Source organism: Sarcina sp. DSM 11001 (assembly GCF_900101015.1).
GTDB lineage: Bacteria > Bacillota > Clostridia > Lachnospirales > Lachnospiraceae > CAG-791.
In genome coordinates, this window is sequence record NZ_FNFZ01000016.1 from 87,484 (window position 1) to 105,939 (window position 18,456).

Here is an 18,456-nt window from a genome sequence, read left to right on the forward strand (position 1 = left end):
CGAAGGAGATGATATATATGTTCTCAGAAGAACTCTCTATCCTGGACAAAAATACGGTCATGATGATGATTGAGGAACAGCAGGAAACTATCGAACAGCAAAAGAAGGAACTCTTGCAAAAAGAAGAAGCCATCGAACAGCAAAAGAAGGAACTCTCGCAAAAAGAAGAAGCTATCGAACACCAAAAGCAGGAGCTCTCGCAGAAAGAAGAAGCTATCGAACACCAAAAGCAGGAGCTCTCGCAGAAAGAAGAAGCTATCGAACACCAAAAGCAGGAGCTCTCGCAAAAAGAAGAGACTATAGACATGCAGAAGCAGGAAATTGAACAGCTTCGCAAAGAGTTGGCAGAAGCCCGGAAGTAAGGCTGCAGACGAAGTGAAGGAAGCTTCCGCTTTAGTCCATATAATTTCTTCCATAGCTGCAGGTATGTATGGATAACCCTGCCTCTGAAGATATCCTGATCTCTTATTTTGAACAGAAGGAAAAGGCTCTGATAGCATGAAAAAAGGTGCTTCAAATAGGTGCTCATGATTCCCTAATTAAAAATAAATGCCGGAGACGGAAGATCGCCAGTCTTTCCGTCCCCGGCTTTTTTATACAGACGCGTCCTTACAGATGCATAACTTATCCACATATGGAAATATAAGATGGCTGGCTGACTCCTCGCTTTTTATATGTATCCTTTTAGTTATATTTGCACCATCTCCGAATGGGGACTGCCCCCGCACGTTGATGCCAGATATCAGCAAGTCCTAAAATCATGTCTTTAACACATGTTCATATTCTGTTCATATACCAGACGCTTTTCATTCATGGTACCTGGTACCAAGGTCGCTTATTTTGAACAGAAGGAAAAGGCTCTGAAAGCATGAAAAAAAGGTGCTTTAACTAGGTGCTCATGATTCCCTAATTAAAAATAAATGCCGGAGACGGAAGATCGCCAGTCTTTCCGTCCCCGGCTTTTTTACACAGACGCATCCTTACAGATGCAGAACTTATCCACACATGGAAATATAAGATGGCTGGCTGACTCCTCGCTTTTTATATGTATCCTTTTAGCAATATTTGCACCATCTCCGAATGGGGACTGACCCCGCACGTTGGTGCCAGACACCAACATGTCTTAGAATCATGTCTTTAATTTATGTTCATATTCTGTTCATATACCAGACACTTTTCCTTCATGGTACCTGGTACCAAGGTCAGAATCCGTCTACAACATGTGCCTTGTTTTTGCCGATGCACATCAACATCTGTTGACAGAGGTCTTGATATGCATCTGCTGTTTCTTTTATCAAAGTTGTTCCATAGTCAAATAGAAGGACTGCTTTATCAAGTTCGCTTCTATCTCTCTCTAAAAATGAATTCATAAGCCTTGCCAGTTCAGGATCAGGCTCACCTTTTATACACGTTACTGCATGCCTTGTTCTTTCTTCATCGGACATTTTTCCGTCAAGCATGATTCTTTTGCAAACCCAAAGCGAAAGGAGAACGCAAACAGTCTTTTGATATTCACCAACTTCTTCCTCACTTTCAGGATTTTTGAGGCGTTCAATCGTTTCTCTTGAAAACGGGCTAATACCATTTGAGCAAAAGTCCCCTATAAACTGCAATAATTCATAGGTTTGATACCTTTTCTCAAAAAGTGCAATATTATTTTGCTGTTTGGCAACACGAATGGAGATTCCTATCGCAACAACAGATAATACAATTGGGACAATTGCTGATAGGTAATCTACACAATCCTTTGTTACTGTAACTGTCAACCTTTTGCCTCTTCTTTTTTAGATGCGTATTCCTTGCTGGCATCAATATCAGTTCGCAGATTGTCACTTCTTCGAACAGCCATGGTTATTTATAAATGATTTTGTAATCTCAAGATACCTGGTCTCAGCGCGGCTTCCAAAAGGCAAAGGCCAGAAGACGAGTCGACCACAGCGTCTTCTCAACTTCTGGCCTTATAGTTTATTTTGATTTCCGGGAGAATAATCCCGGAGTCTCGAGAATCAGATCAGCTTGACCTCATTCACAGAGTCAGTATGCCTTTATGTCTCAATATAGTGTTGCTGTTTTGGTGACTTTAAGGCTTTGATACTTGTCGAATTAGTTTTCAAACGGTTATCAGGCATCCATTCTTCTCTTGGTGATCAGGATGACACCAGCGCCGATGACAAGGATCGCACCGACAATGTAGAAGATTGTGGTACCGATGCCACCGGTGGAAGGAAGCTCAGTGCCCTTGTTGTTTTCAATGGTAATAACAAATGTACCCAAGCCATTTTCGTCTTCGTCTTTATTCTCAACAAATTCAACTTGTACGATAGAGTCATCTGTGCATTCTGCAGTCCATGTAGCTTTCTCTGTTCCTGCAATAACGTCCTCTGCATCAGGCATATTACATGTGAGAGTAAACTCAATGTCCTGGAGGCCGTTATATCCGGCAAGAACACCTGTCTCGGAAAGTGTATAGGTTCCTGCACCAAGCTGCGCGAAATCAACTATTGCATCTGTCTCGCCATCGGGAATAGCAGTTACACCAGTTCTTTCAACTGTGTATTCCTCAGCATCATCTGCCGTCTTGGTTACAAGACTATATTTTGTTGTGGTGCTTGCATAATCTGCATCGTTAGGCTCAACGATGACATAACGTGTTTTTGCGCTGTCAGTAGCTTCAACGTACGGACGATAGCTTGTGTCACCTACTACACGAACGGGGACGGTTGCAGTAACCTCTTCCTCAGCTCCAATTTCTACCCAACCGGCTCCTCCGGTTGTCTCCCTTACAGTTGCGGCTGTTGTAGGAGCGGTCGTTGTATAAGTACCGTCATTCAGCAGCCAGTAGGTACCATCGGGATCAATCTCGAATACCTTTTCTGCATTGAATACGGCATCTTTTGCTGTACCTTTGAGAGTGAACTCAACGCCTTCAAGTGCTTCTTCTGTTGTACCATCGATCTTCTTAATTGTAACCTTGGTCGTATAGGTGTCAGTATACTTATCAGGACCCACGCCTGTAGGATGGTTTCCATCATTAGCAGGAATTCCAGGATGATCTTCATCAAAGTCACCCTTACCATCTTTATCAGGATTGTTGGAATATTCCACGCTGGCTTTGTTGTTGTTGGGGTCAACGCCTACGACAGCATCGCTGTTAACAGTAGCTGTGTATGTAACCTCGACACCATATCCGATGTCAATTTTGTTACTGGCAACAACATCATTAAAAGCGATGATAAATGTCTTACCATTAAGAATTGTGGCAATGTCTTCATCATATTCAGCGTCACCTGCCTCAGCACCGTTATCATAGTAGAGATAATAGTCAGCGCCTTTGACAAGAGTAGTGGTTACGGCTTCCTGTGCAGGAACCGCCGCCTTAATCCAATAGTCTTCATCGCCAGTTCTACTTGTATTAAGAGCAAAACCCTCTGCTTCAGCAGCTTCACCATCTGCATAAGTATCTTTTGCAACCGTTACTGCAGGCTGTTCCGGAACTGCAGGCTTTGTAACCTTAACTACTACAGAATCAGGGTTAAAAGTCAGACCACTGCTCAGAGTATCGTTGATCAGGTAGTAGTAATAATCATAACCTGTGTAATCCGGAATTTCCTGAGTGATCTTGTAATTAACTGCACGGCCAAGTCCAAGCTCATTTGCCTTGCTGTTAACAAGTTCCTCCGCAGTCATGATTTCCTTAGTTGACTTGTCTTCAGCTTTGAGATTGATTTCGACATCTGCATCTGTGACTGTATCAAGCATGAGAGCAGAAATCGGAACTCCTTCGCCCTCATCTTCGATTACATAGTAACCAGCAGGAAGTGCAGAGAAAACATAGTTGGATCCGCTCAAACTTCCAGTGTTTGCTGTAACTCCAGCAGTTTTTGCAGCAGCAAGTGCAGCATATTCAAAGTCCTTAAGCTGAGCAGTAGTCAACGCAGCAATCTGTTCTGCAACATACTGATCTGCGGTTATTCCAGCTTCTTCTGCAAGGTCAGAGGCAGTTTTCTTGGATGCACCTGTTCCAGTTGAGAAATATTCATCATAGAAAGACTGCATTTTTGCAGGGATAGTATAGGAGACTGGCTGGTCAGGAAGTTCTCCTTCCCCATATGTCGCATCCAGAATTCTATAAGCCTTCAGTGTTTTGTTAGCTAATGTTACAGTTTCACTGGGCTGAATGGTAATCGATCCTGTGGGATCAGCCGCAAACGCTGTCATGGCACCCATGCTGAGCACCATAGCCAAGGCAAAAAAAAAAGGCCTTGGTAATTACCTTGGCTATGGTAGTGGCTATGGCACTGCCGGCGATGGCGGCAGGGGAAGCTACTACCGACGGTAGTATTACTATCAACAGCCCAATTGTTGGGGCTAAGTACAATGCATACAAGGTCTTTGATATGACCATGAACGAAGCGGGCGACAGCTTTTCATACACGATTGCAAAAAGCTCACCGTTCTACAATGCAGTAAAAGCCTATGCTGATGTTGAAGCTAATGGTCTGAAGCTGACTGCTACCAGCGCTGATCCGAATACCTTCAACGTGTCTGCTACCGATGCTTTTAATGCTCAGACGTTTGGTAAGGCGTTGGAAGCCAAGCTGACCGGTGATAATCCCGAGATTACCGGTGCCACAGCAATCGCTCCTGAGTATGAAGAAGGCAAGAACGAGGTCACTGTAGCAAAAGCAACAGCTATTTCCTTTGAAGATCTGGCTCTTGGTTACTATCTGATCCTCAGCGAGTATCCGGATCCCTACGGCTATGTCTCCATGGAATTTGGTACTGAGGGACAGGAGGGATATCAGAAGTGGACATTCACTAAGGAAAGCACTGCTGATGATATTTCGACTGCAGCTGATGTGTATGCCGCTAAAACATATCCGGATCTTGCTTCTGCACAAGCATATGTAGCCGCCCACGCAGATGATTTTGAAAAAGCCTGGGCAGACATGACTGAATCTGAACAGAACAAGGTTTGGACTGATCTGAAGAATACCACAAAGCAGAGTGCAATCAACCTGATCAATGAAAAGATCGCTGGTGCCCTGTCTGATGACAACGCAGTTCCGATCACAAGCCGTCTTGTTTTCGTCGACACCACAACTCCTGATGCAGTCATCAATGAGAAGAATGAAACAAACAAATGGGATGTACCCGTGAACCCTGAAGGCCACGCCGATATGCCCGATGTTCCTGATCATGGCGAACCCAAGGGTGGCAAGAACATTATCGTTAAAGAAGCGGGTGACACTTCTCCCGCAATCTATGCTGACTGGTCTGAAGCCAATGTCGGTGACAGCATTCACTATCAGCTGAGCATCAATGCAGTCAACTTCGAGCAGACTGTTACCAACGATCCCAGTTCTGTTAAGCAGGTCAAGGAATACATCTTGTCCGATTATGAGAATGAAAACATGCATTTTGATACGACGAAGGGACTGAATGTGACCATCGTCAAGAAGAATGCAGATGGTACTGGTACTACTACAATAGAAGGTCCTACTGATTATAGCGCTTGGAAGGATAAATTCTTCAAGAACGATGAAAAGGAAGCCTTTACTGGCCCCAATGTTCTTACCACTGAGTCCGATGGTCTTGCAATCTCTTGGGTTGAAGAAATCACTGAGGCTCAGGCCGAAGGCAGAGCGAATGTGACCACTACCGTCGTTGACAAACTTGATGGAGATGGCAACGTAGTTTATCAGAGGGCAGCAGATCAGGGGAAGGCTGCTAATGAGCAAGCAGCAACTCAGGAAGTTATTGACGCAGGTGATGCTACCGAAGATGATCTCCCCTACATCTTTGAAGACGGATTTTATTACCTCAAGAGTACGGAAGGCGGTAAGATCCCTGAGACTGAAACACACTATTTCGCTAGCAAATATCCCAACGATGTCACCATTCTGGTTGACTACTACATGATTCTTGATGATACTGCTGTTATTGACGGCGATGGTAACAAGAACTATGCACAGTATGGTGTCGGCTATGTTAGTCCTGAAGATAGAAGCTATACCCCCGTTAACCCCCTCCAGCCTGATGACGACCGTACACCTGACAGCGTGAAGGATAAGGATGACGCTACCGTTTATACCTACGCTCTGGCGCTGCACAAGGTTGATCAGGATAAGAAAGACCTGGCTGGCGCAAAGTTCCATATCATGGGTCTGACTGTGACCGAAAAGGCCGCTGGTTATTACAAGGTTTCGAAGTACGATCCTGACGCTACCGCCTACGGTACCGAAATGGAGACCGATTCCAAGGGTCTGCTCGTAATCGAAGGCCTGTCCACCAGCGCTGAACTGACTATCGAAGAGACAGCTGCTCCCGATGGCTACAACAAACTGGAAGGCACCATTACCGGTAGTGCTGAGAAATTGAGCGAGACTGTGACCACCACTTTTACGGAGACTTATTACGATGCGGATGGTAACGTAGTTGATCAAAAGGAAAACGCTGAGACCACTACCACCGTCATCACCACGATCGACAATCTGAAGGCAATTGCAATCGAGATCGTCAACCAGCAGGGTACTGAGCTTCCTTCCACCGGTGGTATCGGTACTACAATCTTCTACGTTGTCGGTGCAATCCTCGTCATTGGCGCAGGTGTTGTCCTGATCACAAGACGTAGAATGGATGCTTAATCAGAGTCTTACAGATTTAGATGTCTTTACATGTCTATAAGATTTGAAAGGTATTTAAAACCAACGTGTTTAAAGCATCGGACTTACTGAGCTGCGATGAAACGTCGCGGCAAGGTGACGAACTTGATAAGCAGAGCTGCTGTGGCAGTGATACAAGTGATACAGTGTGGTATCCTGCTGATCGAGAGTCATAACTCCGATGCAAAGTGACGAACTGGATAAGATCTATACGATCTAATCTGACCTAATCCATCAGCCCGGAAGGGTTGAATCTTACAAGGGTTGAATCCTGTAAGGGTTGAATCCCGCATAGGCTGAGTACAATTGAACTATAAGGCCAGAAGTTGAGAAGACGTTGTGGTCTACTCGTCTTCTGGCCTTTGGTTTTGTGAGAGGGGTCAAAAGCGTGCGAGCAACGTGCCCCTCGAGGTTCCCGGAATATTCTCCGCAGCATATGGACTACATAAATCCCTGTGGTCAACGAGACTTGGAATTAATGACTTCACCGTCAGGAGGTAGAGAAGCAATACTCTCGCGTCGTGTGGACAACCAAATCGTGAGAGAGAATCTTTGTGATTAACAATATCTGTTCGAAGGATGAAGAATCGAACTGATATTGATGCTCACAAGGACGGGCTATGGACTATACCTATTGTAAATGCGCGGATGGACTGATGTATGGAAACTTTTAATTATGGTGGGAAAACTATCAAAATCACGCAAGATACGTTTGAGCTTGAGAGATATGAAAAGGATTCTGCTATCTTCATGAGTGTTGATTTGCTTTTCTTTGCTATGAAGAGCGCATTAAAGTCTACTGCGGATTTTCATAATCATATGACAGAAGGAAATACTGATCCTCTTGGGAATCCTATTGCGCGGATTTTCCCTGCAAAGATCTACCTGACAGATGAAATTGAAGATAATGCATTCTCAACTCATGACGGAAAGATTATCGTTTCGGTAGATTTGATTCTTGACCTTGAGAAGATGGTGATAGGCCGGTTTACAGATCGCTTATTAAGGGAGATAGGGCTTTGCGAGACCTATCCACCTGATATGTGCAGACTAAAGATCTTGCGATTCGCATGCTGCTTTATCGCTCTTCATGAGCAGTTCCATATTTGGCATCATCACCTTGAATGGGAGTCAATGTATTCATTTTCCGGAGGTGGGGAATTTCTGAAAGGTCGTGCGGAAAGAACAGTTCTTTCAGAAGCAGTTACAGTGGACGAGGAGCTAAATGCAGTTGTGGATTTTGAAGGAGCTGCACAAGATCTCAAGGAAAAATATATAAAAAGAATAACCGAGCAGGCTCTTGAAATGGATGCGGATTGTTCTACTGCAAAGACCATGGTAATGATACTTGGTATTGCTGCGGATGTGCAGAGAAGTACTGAAAAAGAAACGCTTTATTGGAATGAGTTGCCGCTTATATATGCAGGGATTGCTACGACAACTTACATGATGGATCAGGTGGGCGGAAAAGTTAATTTCAAGAATTACAGATTTCGTCTTGTCAGTGGCACACACCCGATACCTGCTATTAGATTATTTATGATAGAGGGCGAACTCGGGGCAGTAATGACTGAGTTTATGTCGGAAGAGAAAGCGAGAGCTCTTGGTAATAGGTGTAACGATGTCCTATTCATGTCCGGTAAAGAAGAACTTGGAAAAAAAGATTCCTGGAACATTTACTATTATGTCGCCTATACGAGGTTTTCCCAGGGCCATGTGATTAATCTTCGAAAGAAATTTAATGAAATGTACGATACTTTGTATCGATTATCCGAGGGCGTTCGTTTGAGCCCTTTCATGGAAGAAGATCTGGTAATTAACCTTTTTGCGGTTTGGTTTGATGATGTCGGCAACAGCCTGCGAGGATGGATAAATCCAATTACGGGGACTACTTCTTTTGATATATGAGAGCGTCATCCAATTCGAGATGTGTGAGATGTCCGCATTATATGAGGAGCTGTCAGCTATAAGATGTCCACAGCGTGTGTGTGAATAATTGCCATGGCGTAAGACAGTAATGCATGACTGTGTACCCGGGAGTACTTCGGAGATGATAAATAAAGCGCATGATGTATATGACAAACATTGTGCGCATGACGCCAAGCTTATCCTGATGATCTTTCGCTTCATCGCCTTTATCAAAACGCGGGAAGGTGTCTCCCACACTCTCGATTTCCAGGACGACAGCTTTTATTTCGCAAATGAAAACTACAAATCAAAAACTGCTAAAGCAGCCCGTGAAGCCCTGCAATACGAGAACTGGACTGAAGAATGGATTAGTGATGGCAGGATCCTCGACTGTGTCCGCAAGGCTGTGAAATGCGATGAGAACCTGATTTATCTAATTCAGAGGACCGCCCTGCTGCATAAGATAGATCCGGATCACAGCGATTATAACCCGCAAGCGGCCCGCGTGCTTTACGACATCTACAAGAGTGAGGGAGCCGGTGCCGAGGCAGCCGCTCTCGACGAAGCTGTGGGAGTGCTTGGCAGATACTATGACATCATTTCCTACCTCTTCTTCATCAAGGATCCGAAGCGGTTTTTACCTGTCAGCCCGGGGAACTTCGAGAATAGTCTGGAGTCTGTCGGGATAAAACATGATCTTTCCGACCAATGCAGTTGGGAGAAATATCACAAATAAACAGGCCTTGGTACCAGGTACCATGAAGGAGATGTCCGCTTTTCCTGGTATGCGTAAGCAGGATTCGTCAGTGTTCCGGTTATGAAGGCCAGAGATAACACCATCGCAAGCTTTATACCATCTTCCCCGGCTGTCACGGTAACATGGACCTGCCTCTCCGTAAACAGGTAGTCATAATCAAACTACTTTCCATAGGTGATTCCCTTCACGGGGTCAGGCTCCAGATTTTATCAGTTTTTGATTCCTCGTGTCCAAGTCTTTTTAATATTTTCTTTTCATCATAATCCGGTGCTTCTGACTTGACCGCCTCCCAGATTGGTTTTATCTTTTCCAGATCTTGTTCCAGGTCCTCTGCGGTCTGCTCCAGGGTTTTGTCTTTTTTGACTTTCTTAGTGATTTGCTGTATTAATTCAAGGCAGGCACCTCTGGCCTCTCCCCTGGCCTCTCCCCTGGCCTCCCCCCTGGCCTCTCCCCTTTCTTCCGCGTCTTTTTCGATTGCCCAGCGGTGTGCCTCTTCATTGTATTCCCAGTAATACATCTCAGTCACCTCGTCTCTATGTTCGCGAAGTACGTCCGCAAGAATGTCATTTTCAATGCAGGTGTCTATAACATCTATGACTGCCAGGCGCCGCTGTTCCTGATCATGCCTCCCGTTGTAAAAGACAACGAACTGGGGAGAAGGGATCTGTACCTCTTTTTCCCGGTAAAGTGTTTTCAGGTCAATCATTTCCCGAAGCAGGTCGGAATAATAGTGCAGCATACGCACGGTGATGTTGGCCGATGTGGGGCTGGACTGATGCTCGTAGACTCCCATTGTCCTGTCGATCAGAAAGGACAAGTCATTTTTCAGCCGGACAAAGAAGCCCCTGTCACTGTCCAGTGTATTGTATTCGATCTCTTCTGCATTCTGGTACGAGGTGTTGTTGACCGCGTTAAAAAGCTCCAGAAGATCTTCCTTCCTGTTTCCAAATACAAGGACAAACAATGTTGATTTGTATTCCCGGTTGATACGTCTGCTCATATTTGCAAGCCTCCTTTCAAAAAACGGCACCAGCCGGAACAGGATGAACTTGCAATAAACAACAGACAAATAATGCCTGGAAACAAGAGCCGTTTAAACGGAAGAGCCTCCCTGTCAAACGGCTGGCAACAATATGTTCCGCGGCATCCTGCAACTCGGGAACGGCGGTGCCTGCGTTGGTATGCGGTCTGAAAACAGCGTTCAAAGCTCGTCATTGTAATTAAATCGTACAATGCATAGAATAGTGTGTCAAGCAAAAAATTATCCTACGCATCACATCCCACACCTGGCCGGTCACAGTATTGATATCATTGTTAACAGGGCTGCGATTGTTGTGTCAGGAACCAGATACGCCATGCCTGCCCCCATGAAGGTACTGAAGGCGCTTTGCACTGTCTATACCGCTATTTGTCAAGGTAGTTGTCAGTAAAAGCTGCGATTTTTGTTACTTGTTATAAACCTTTGCCAGTGCCTCAAGATAATCACAAGGAAGCCCTCTTTTGGAGTCTATGCTACCTTCATGGGGTCAGACTCCTGAATGCCGCTAATATGCACGCTGATCCACAATGACTTCTTTTCGTATAAACCTGTATGCCATAACATTGTTTATTTTTCCAATATCTGTTGCCGCTTGCATATCGATCTCTGCTCCGTAGTGTTCACGAAAGTAGTCCAGGACAAGGCCGGATGCGTAGTCTCCCATCAAATAGGTATTGGGGCGCTCAAGAAGTGCCCTGGCCGGGTTTTGCGCATTAATATTTCCCAGAAATTCTGTAAAATAGGGCTGTCCGTACACCCAGTCGCCAAGAGCAATATTATGCCTGATCAGTTCCCTGGATGGAAGCTTCCCCGTCTCCTCAGCATATTTCGGCAGGTAAGTGTGCCAGTTTGGCCAGATAAACAGTGAATCCTCCCCGGCTTCCTCTGAAACTGTAATCGCAAATGGCCCGCCCTCTTCCGGGATTCTGCTCACCCAGACGGGTTGTGGTTTGTGAAATTCCACATATGCCAGAAGCTGTCCCGTACTGAACCAGAGCAGGATAAACATCAGGAAGAAGCAGACTGTATTTACATTTTTTTTGGTATGCTCCGTTCTGTCCGTAGCTGCCATGAACAGGACAAAATCCATCGCAAAGATAACTGATTCCCACACCCGCATAGGGGCCCGCCCGCGGAATGTGAAATAGGTCAGGATAATGAATACACCCAGTATTGACAGGACGGTCTCCGCCTTGCGCGGCCATGGGCAGCAGATTAAATTGCGAAATGCAAGGACAGTGGAGAGTCCGATCAGGATGACCATGTACAGGCTACTGTGAAGGAGTGTCCATTTCATTTCTCCCAAGAGCTCGCTCATCCCTTTCCGTGTAAGAGAATAATCATTCCTTCTCCCGGTATTGACAACCGATTCCAGCATATCGACGTCCATGAATTCTGTGTCGAAGAAGCACCAGTTCGTTACTGCCTCATAATCTGTTTTAGAAAAATGTCCACTGGATGCGGCTTCAATTTCAGCATTCCACGACTTCATCGGGAAATCTACGGCTGCTGTACGGGCAGCGTTGTAACGTCCAGCGGTTTTATAGGGTTCCTGCAGATTAAAGGCAAAACGGGTGGCAAGGAGGAGGAAAATAATCACTGCCGCAGGAAGAAAAAAAATATACCCCGCTGCTCCCGGCTGCCCCGCGCCCCGATCTGTCGGGACTGCCCGCCCTGCGCCCCGGTCTATCCAGCCTGTCGAGTCTGCCCGCCCCGCGCCCCGGTCTGCCTGCTCTGTCGAGTCTGCCTGGTCTGCCCGCGAAAAACGTGTCCAAAAGGAAAGGCGTGACACAGGCGCTGTATCTTCGTTTCCATTTACGGAAGGGACAGATAAAAGACCGGGATTTTTTTCCGCTGAGAAAAAACCGGAAAGGACTTCCAACGCGATAAATGGCAGAAACAGAAGTGCGGACTCAATGCGGAGCATGAAGCCGAAAGAGATGATCAGCGTTCCGGCAAAGAGCCATGCCAGTGAGCGTTTCTGCCTCATAGATGTGAACAGGATCAAAAGACCGGCCAGCACGATCGCTGCTGTCTGGATCGTATAATTCGCGTTCCACACAGTGATGCCCGAAGAAAAAAGCAGGATGGACATCCCTGTCGTAAGAGTGATCGATATTTCCCTGACTCCTGATCCCCGGAAGGACCCACTGGAACTGGCACGGGGATGATAAAGGGAAGAATCTGTGAAAGTGGGGAGATTTTTTTGACCGGATCCTGTAAAGGCAGAAACAGCAAACAGGTCGAACAGAAGGGCGATACTGCAGAACACTGCAATGTGGACAAGCAGGGTAAAGACATCTGCTGGGGGAAACAAGGGTGTGAGCCATTTTATGATCAGGCAAAGCAAGGGATGGATATACTGGCAGAAGTTGTTCTCTCCGTAATATCCTTCAGTCACAACAGCCACACCGATGTTGTCCGTACTGATATACAGGGGATTGAAAAGCATAAAACCCGCATAACATGCAAGCGCGAAAAAAAGAGATATCACATGGGGGATCCATTTCCTACTCTTTTCTATACACGTTTTTATACACGGTGATTTTATGCCCGGCGATTCTATGCCCGGCGATTTTATACCCGGTGATTCTATGCCCGGCGTTTCTATGCCTGGTGATTCTGTTCTTTGCATTTAATCCATCTTCCTTATTTTAATAGACTTACAGTCTCTCCGACACAGGCTGTCTTGCGCAGTTTTATTCCCCCTGTGTTCCTGCAAGAGCACAAAGCCCAACACACATGGACCAGGCAGGATTTCTGTTTCTTAATTGCGACGGAGATATATTCTTGAGACGGAGACAATTATTGAGACGGAGATACATTATTCCCGATAATATGAGCAGCGCCATAGTATTTTGCCATATCCTGATTAGGCCATGCTTCCGCGCTGCTGGTGTCTACATACATTATGCCCTTTGCTGCAGAATAATATGTTGATGTCTGTATCGTATCTATTGTGACATCCAGGTTTCCTTTAGAAACTTCCCGACGGATATATGTTTCATTCGATCGCATCTGCTCCCAGGAATGGTAAATGTCCTTCGTTCCAATCACCATCAGGATTGAAGCCTGATATACTACAAAAGCACAGACATATACGGCAGCCAACAGGCTGATCAAACTTGAATAGTAATCAGAACGCCTGAACTGCCTGTTCTGCTTATTCTGCTTTGTGAAGCAGTCCGCCAAATCATTGGCAGCTGTCATCCTGTTATCCGGTTTCATATTTTCAACAGCTGCTTTTCTGTTCAGGTAAGGCCTTTTTTTGTTCAGGAGGATAAATCCATTATCAAATATTTCTGCCATTAAGATCCCAGCTGCTATAATCAGAAAAACCGATGAACCCAGCATGCTTCTTCCGGGATAATAAGATGCCACACTATACATGCAGTTCATTCCGAAGCTCAGACAGCCCCATGTCAAAGCCTCTGTCATTCGTAATGATGTGATCTGAAAGACTGCCAGAAAGACGATCATTATGGCACCCGCTATAATGAGCAGCCTGAAAGAGAATAAATATTTGTCGCAGGCTTTCAGAAAGCCGGTTCTCAAATTGATGTGCTCATCAATTTTCCCTGAGACAGTTGCCGGACTGAGAATCATGAAAAGATAGGCCGGAAGCATAGTGAAGACCGGCAATATCATCCATAGCTTTTCCTTTTTCTTCCGAATTGCAAACGTATAGAGCGGCCATATTAAAAAGAATACCATAACGGCAAAGGAAGCTGATTCAATCAGCTCTCCCATTATGAATCCTGCACAGATGTACAAACCCATAAGCAGCCGCCTGCGAAATACTGAATTCTGTTCTGTAAACAGATGCCTTTTCGACAACGGATTCTGATCTATAAACAAGGGCTTAATGTAGATAAGGAGAAGCACAATGCTCCACAAATAATTACAGGACCCGTCAAGCCATAGAAAAACTTGTCCGAAGGATGGTACAAACCGCCACAGTGCAGCCACAACAGCGAGATACAGCAAAGCATTGTGTGTCTCATGATTTAACTTCCAGATGTAGTCATAAATAATTACACATAGCAGACAGAATACTCCGGCATTCAAAACATCAAACAGCCCCGGCGGAAGCATCAACATAAGCTGACTAATACCATGTACAATCAGCCTTCCATTCATGTTTCCGTAGTGGGCAGCCATAGATGGTAAAATTTGAATCGGAGATGTGATTCTGTCTCTGCCACCTGCAAAACTGAAGCAATAAGTATAATCATCCCCTATCAGTAATGTGAAGTGATTGAGGATAAACATAAAACAGAGGTTCAAAAATGTAATTATCCTGATCACTCTTTCAGATCCGTTTAATAACAGGATTATTGAACGTTCCCGTCCTCCTGCTCCAGTCCTTTCCGTTGCTGTTTTAGGGTTTTCCATTATTGTTTTCATCCCCGGCTGTATATAGAGATAAATCTATATTTTAAAAATAATTTTACATAAAACGTAATATCGCTATCAAAATCGCTGTCAAAAATCGCTGTCAAAAATCGCTATCAAAATATCAAGCGCTTCGTTTAAACACCTACGGATGCACGCTGCGTTTTTATCTCTGACATTTGTCAGATACTACGATATCACTGATGTCTGTTCCAGGCAAACATATACTGCTGACAGATCCCATTGGATCCCATTATACGGGGAACAGCGCATTCCCGACGTTGTTGGCGTTGGTGCGATTCGGATAGATCCCATTGCACGGGGAATAACGCTCAAACGCGGGTTGTCCAATTGACCGCGAAGTTCATTGTGCCTGGCACTCGATCTTAATCTTTTCAATCTTAGTTTTCTTGATCTTAATCTTCTCGATCTTAATCTTCTCAATCTGTTCCTTCAGCTCTTTTGAAGCTCTTATATTCCATAATTTCCATACAGATATGCCCCAGATATGCCCTGGAAGGGACCTTGGTAGGCTGCCCCCATGAAGAGACGCCTGATGCATATACGGAAGAGCAGATTGAGAAGTAAACCACGCAAAATGGCAAAATTTCGATAAGAGCAAGAATAAGAGGCAATCAAAAAAGCCGCCGGGAATTTTTGTCCCTGACGGCAATGATAATTGTTGTTCAGCTGTTGCAAGTTGAGACGAGATTATTACAGTTTTACGAGGTACTTCTCCTTGTCAGATGCCGGAATCGCCAGAGCCTCCATAGCCTGTTCAGCTGTGAGCTTCAGATTTTTCATTATGGTTCTTATATCTTCTAGTTTTGTTCTTTCCTTAACCTCATCGCGCATTTCCTCTATGATTTTACACACAGTTTCCACCCCTTCGGATTCTCTTTGTAATACCTGGATGCCTCTGCAAGCATCTCATTCTTCATTTCATCTGGATCGCTGCAACAGAAATCATGCATCAGTTCCCCAAGCGGATCGTTGCCTCTGTAAGCGCCATTCACGTATTGGATGTGCTCCCGGTCGTTAAACGGCTCACACTCCGGCATTATCACTCGCTCTACCGGGTATAGCCCACGGCCTTTCCCAAAGATATCATGCTCCGTTACAAAAATGGCGTATGTCTCGGGAAGTTCTTCAAACAGTTGCCCGGCATCCAGGGCTTCCACGTCCATGACTGCCGAGTGGTACCTCGCCCTTTCAGGCCTGGCCCCGGAATCCGCTTTCTGGACCTCTAGATCGTACTGCGTTCCTTTAGTATCCACACCGTGGTAATCAAGGCAGATCGACCTTGCACCAAGAAGCCTCTTGAAGTCCTTCTGCGTCTCGCCTTTTGCAAGCGTCAGGTCTTTAATCCCCGTGATGATGCGGAGCGTCATTTCTGCAAGCGGTATATTGTCCTGGTAGATGCACCTCATGAACGTGTCGTCAATCGGTCTGAACCCGCGAAGGCGCTGCAAGTCTGCCTCATGGTCACGCTGCCTTTGCAGTTCCTGCTGTTGCTCCAATATTTCCTGTTCTGTCATTTATGATGCCTCCGCTATTTATATATTTACTTCAATTATACCTGTGGAAAGGACTAAATCAACCGTAAGATCGGCATCCAAATCCTGAAATTTTAGTGAACCACAAGTCGCCGGATGGGCCCCTGCGGGAGAGGTGGATCGGATTGTGGTTATAGGGGTGGTAACAGGTTTTCATGGAAGGTACCTGAATGCAGCTTTCCTTCCACCTCCAGTTTTTTGTAAGCACTAAGGACGGCTTCCGGCGTTGGCACGTCCATGTTTTTGGAGAGGGTGTCAATCAAGTGTACGAAAGTGACATCTCTTTCAATTTCATCCGCGATGACATCTTCCGGCCTGCCTTTGGGAATTTTAGCAAGAATCTGTTTGACGAGGGTCAGGAGTTCGCCTTCTTTTTCTCAATCTTAATCTTCTCAATCTGTTCCTTCAGCTCCTCCACGCTTCTGTGCCCATAAGTCCCATTCGTAATATCGCCCTTCAAACTGTGGCCCATGAGCCGCTTCCGATCAGCCTCGCTTACCCCTGCTTTCTCAAGCAGTCTATGGAACGTATGGCGGCAACTGTGTGGTGTGTGGTACTTTTCATCCGTATCAATTTCAATTTCCATGAGTACCCTTCTCATATCCCGTCGGAACTGAGATTCACTTTTGCCGCACAGGAACTCCCCATACATTCCTGCAACAAATCCGGTAATAGAAGAGTGAATCGGCACAACTCGATTTTTCCCGGCATCTGTCTTAACTCCTCCGATAAACACATCGTTCTCTACAGTCATTTCTCTCCACGCACCGATCCGGAACCCGCTGTAGATCATTGTAAGAATCATTTTCACCATTGCCGCGGTCTGTTCGTCCGCTTTATCTGCTGCTGACCACAGCTTAGCAATCTCCTCATCAGTAAAATCCGCATGATGCTCCTCTTCCTTTACCTTCGGCATCTCCACGTAAATTCCCGTCTCTTTTCGGCAAAGTTCTCTCGGTATCGCATACCTGTACAGTCTTTTGATCAGACCGACTACCCTGCCCGTAGTACATTTCGAGTACTTCTTCGCCACCCCGTTCACGATCTCCTGCAGCTCCATCACCGTCACCTCGTCCATGTTCCGGTGCCAGATATCCTCCAGCTTCAGCCATGCAGAATGAATCCCGTTCCTGCTCGATTTTGACAGCTCCTTCGCCGCACTCTCTCCGAACTTATGATCCCAGTATATCTCATACACTTTCTGAAACGTACAACTCCCGGTGCTCACAACTTCGTCCAGCTTCCGCTCCTTAAGATCCAGTTCCATCCCGCTGTAATACTTCCCGTTGTGCCAGGCGTTCAACACACAGACACCGATATTGTAGTCATCAGTATAGCAGAGAGCCTTTGGACGGACACCTTTAACGGTGGGAGGATGTACTGCATAACAATTCCTGCGATTCCCTGTTAGCTTCCTGACTGAACCAAATCCCTTTCTCAACCGTAGCATGATCTATTACCTCATCTTTTCTCTCTCACTTCTATGGCCATCGCCCCAGTGCGCCATTCAGCCACACCGCCATAAAACACCGAAAACCCGGAGGCTTATCCCCCCGGGTTCTGTGATTTATTCATTATTTTGATTAATTCTGATTATTTCCGCCTGGTCATTTCCTGATGTTCCGATTGATCTTATCTACAGATGCTTCCAGGCTTCCAAGCTTCCAGAACTATCTTTGCCATCTGCTTCTGAAGTTTCTTTTCAATGTTTTCAATGATTTCGATGCTTTCCATGTTTCTGCTATCTGCCACCTGTTTCTTCACCTCTTCTGATGCTCTTATATTCCATAATTTCCATACAGATATGCCCTGAAAGAAAGGATTATTTCGCAAAAACAGTAGAAAAAATACCGCAATTTCAGTGATTATTCATAACAATTGTAACATGACTGTCAATAGACGGCAGGAAATGACCGGATTGCAGATAGAGACACAATAAGGACACAAGAAATTCTTTTGCCAGGTTGTACGCCACTCCGCTATATACAAGTATTTCTCAAAAAAGATGATTGTTGTGAAGGTATGAGCAAAGCAACGATAAGGACACAATAGGGTAACAAATAGTGATAAGAGATTCCGGAAATGCCTGTAGATAACAGGAATTCGAGATGATTGGAAGATACGGCCTTGGTAATT

Annotated in this window: 11 protein-coding genes and 1 pseudogene; 4 read left to right on the plus strand and 8 right to left on the minus strand. The window is 45.4% G+C overall.

Features of this window, described 5'->3' with window-relative positions:
• Positions 1-362 (plus strand): annotated as a pseudogene (locus BLT02_RS09975) (hypothetical protein); the annotation flags it as partial.
• Between the two features lie 840 nt (positions 363-1,202).
• Here BLT02_RS09975 and BLT02_RS09980 read toward each other — a convergent pair.
• Positions 1,203-1,766: a hypothetical protein gene (locus BLT02_RS09980; protein ID WP_092994595.1), complete on the minus strand. Its 564-nt coding sequence runs from the start codon at positions 1,764-1,766 to the stop codon at positions 1,203-1,205.
• A 355-nt stretch (positions 1,767-2,121) separates the two neighbouring features.
• The gene (locus BLT02_RS09985; RefSeq protein WP_175453772.1) at positions 2,122-4,218 is read right to left on the minus strand and encodes an isopeptide-forming domain-containing fimbrial protein; all 2,097 of its coding nucleotides are present in this window, start codon (positions 4,216-4,218) and stop codon (positions 2,122-2,124) included.
• Between the two features lie 62 nt (positions 4,219-4,280).
• On the opposite strand from BLT02_RS09985, the gene BLT02_RS16835 reads away from it, so the two are divergent.
• The 3 genes from BLT02_RS16835 to BLT02_RS10000 all read left to right on the plus strand — a co-directional run bounded on the left by BLT02_RS16835 (position 4,281) and on the right by BLT02_RS10000 (position 9,309).
• Positions 4,281-6,647 (plus strand): SpaA isopeptide-forming pilin-related protein, encoded by a 2,367-nt coding sequence (locus BLT02_RS16835; protein ID WP_242869767.1) that lies wholly within the window; start codon positions 4,281-4,283, stop codon positions 6,645-6,647.
• Positions 6,648-7,325: 678 nt separating this feature from the next.
• Complete coding sequence (locus BLT02_RS09995) at positions 7,326-8,573, plus strand: hypothetical protein (RefSeq protein ID WP_092994601.1); 1,248 nt, start codon at positions 7,326-7,328, stop codon at positions 8,571-8,573.
• Positions 8,574-8,715: 142 nt separating this feature from the next.
• On the plus strand, positions 8,716-9,309 hold the full coding sequence (locus BLT02_RS10000; protein WP_092994604.1) for a hypothetical protein: 594 nt from the start codon (positions 8,716-8,718) through the stop codon (positions 9,307-9,309).
• Between the two features lie 205 nt (positions 9,310-9,514).
• Here BLT02_RS10000 and BLT02_RS10005 read toward each other — a convergent pair whose 3' ends face one another.
• The 6 genes from BLT02_RS10005 to BLT02_RS10030 form a co-directional block, all read right to left on the minus strand.
• Complete coding sequence (locus BLT02_RS10005) at positions 9,515-10,330, minus strand: hypothetical protein (RefSeq protein WP_092994607.1); 816 nt, start codon at positions 10,328-10,330, stop codon at positions 9,515-9,517.
• Positions 10,331-10,874: 544 nt separating this feature from the next.
• Positions 10,875-12,821, minus strand: a complete 1,947-nt coding sequence (locus BLT02_RS10010; RefSeq protein WP_139187535.1) for a hypothetical protein — start codon at positions 12,819-12,821, stop codon at positions 10,875-10,877.
• Between the two features lie 353 nt (positions 12,822-13,174).
• Positions 13,175-14,764, minus strand: a complete 1,590-nt coding sequence (locus BLT02_RS10015) for a DUF3329 domain-containing protein (protein WP_092994614.1) — start codon at positions 14,762-14,764, stop codon at positions 13,175-13,177.
• A 714-nt stretch (positions 14,765-15,478) separates the two neighbouring features.
• Positions 15,479-15,640, minus strand: a complete 162-nt coding sequence (locus BLT02_RS17880; RefSeq protein ID WP_242869764.1) for a hypothetical protein — start codon at positions 15,638-15,640, stop codon at positions 15,479-15,481.
• Complete coding sequence (locus BLT02_RS10025; protein WP_242869765.1) at positions 15,625-16,302, minus strand: PD-(D/E)XK nuclease family transposase; 678 nt, start codon at positions 16,300-16,302, stop codon at positions 15,625-15,627. The genes BLT02_RS17880 and BLT02_RS10025 overlap by 16 nt, the downstream gene beginning before the upstream one ends.
• Before the next feature lie 373 nt (positions 16,303-16,675).
• Positions 16,676-17,770: a tyrosine-type recombinase/integrase gene (locus BLT02_RS10030; protein WP_092994620.1), complete on the minus strand. Its 1,095-nt coding sequence runs from the start codon at positions 17,768-17,770 to the stop codon at positions 16,676-16,678.
• Positions 17,771-18,456: the final 686 nt, after the last annotated feature.

Coding starts and splice junctions, on each gene's coding strand:
- BLT02_RS09985 (WP_175453772.1), bottom strand. CDS start 4,218: ATGACAGCGTTTGCGGCTGATCCCACAGGATCGATTACCATTCAGCCC.
- BLT02_RS16835 (WP_242869767.1), top strand. CDS start 4,281: ATGGTAGTGGCTATGGCACTGCCGGCGATGGCGGCAGGGGAAGCTACT.
- BLT02_RS09995 (WP_092994601.1), top strand. CDS start 7,326: ATGGAAACTTTTAATTATGGTGGGAAAACTATCAAAATCACGCAAGAT.
- BLT02_RS10000 (WP_092994604.1), top strand. CDS start 8,716: ATGATAAATAAAGCGCATGATGTATATGACAAACATTGTGCGCATGAC.
- BLT02_RS10005 (WP_092994607.1), bottom strand. CDS start 10,330: ATGAGCAGACGTATCAACCGGGAATACAAATCAACATTGTTTGTCCTT.
- BLT02_RS10010 (WP_139187535.1), bottom strand. CDS start 12,821: ATGCTTTTCAATCCCCTGTATATCAGTACGGACAACATCGGTGTGGCT.
- BLT02_RS10015 (WP_092994614.1), bottom strand. CDS start 14,764: ATGGAAAACCCTAAAACAGCAACGGAAAGGACTGGAGCAGGAGGACGG.
- BLT02_RS10025 (WP_242869765.1), bottom strand. CDS start 16,302: ATGACAGAACAGGAAATATTGGAGCAACAGCAGGAACTGCAAAGGCAG.
- BLT02_RS10030 (WP_092994620.1), bottom strand. CDS start 17,770: ATGCTACGGTTGAGAAAGGGATTTGGTTCAGTCAGGAAGCTAACAGGG.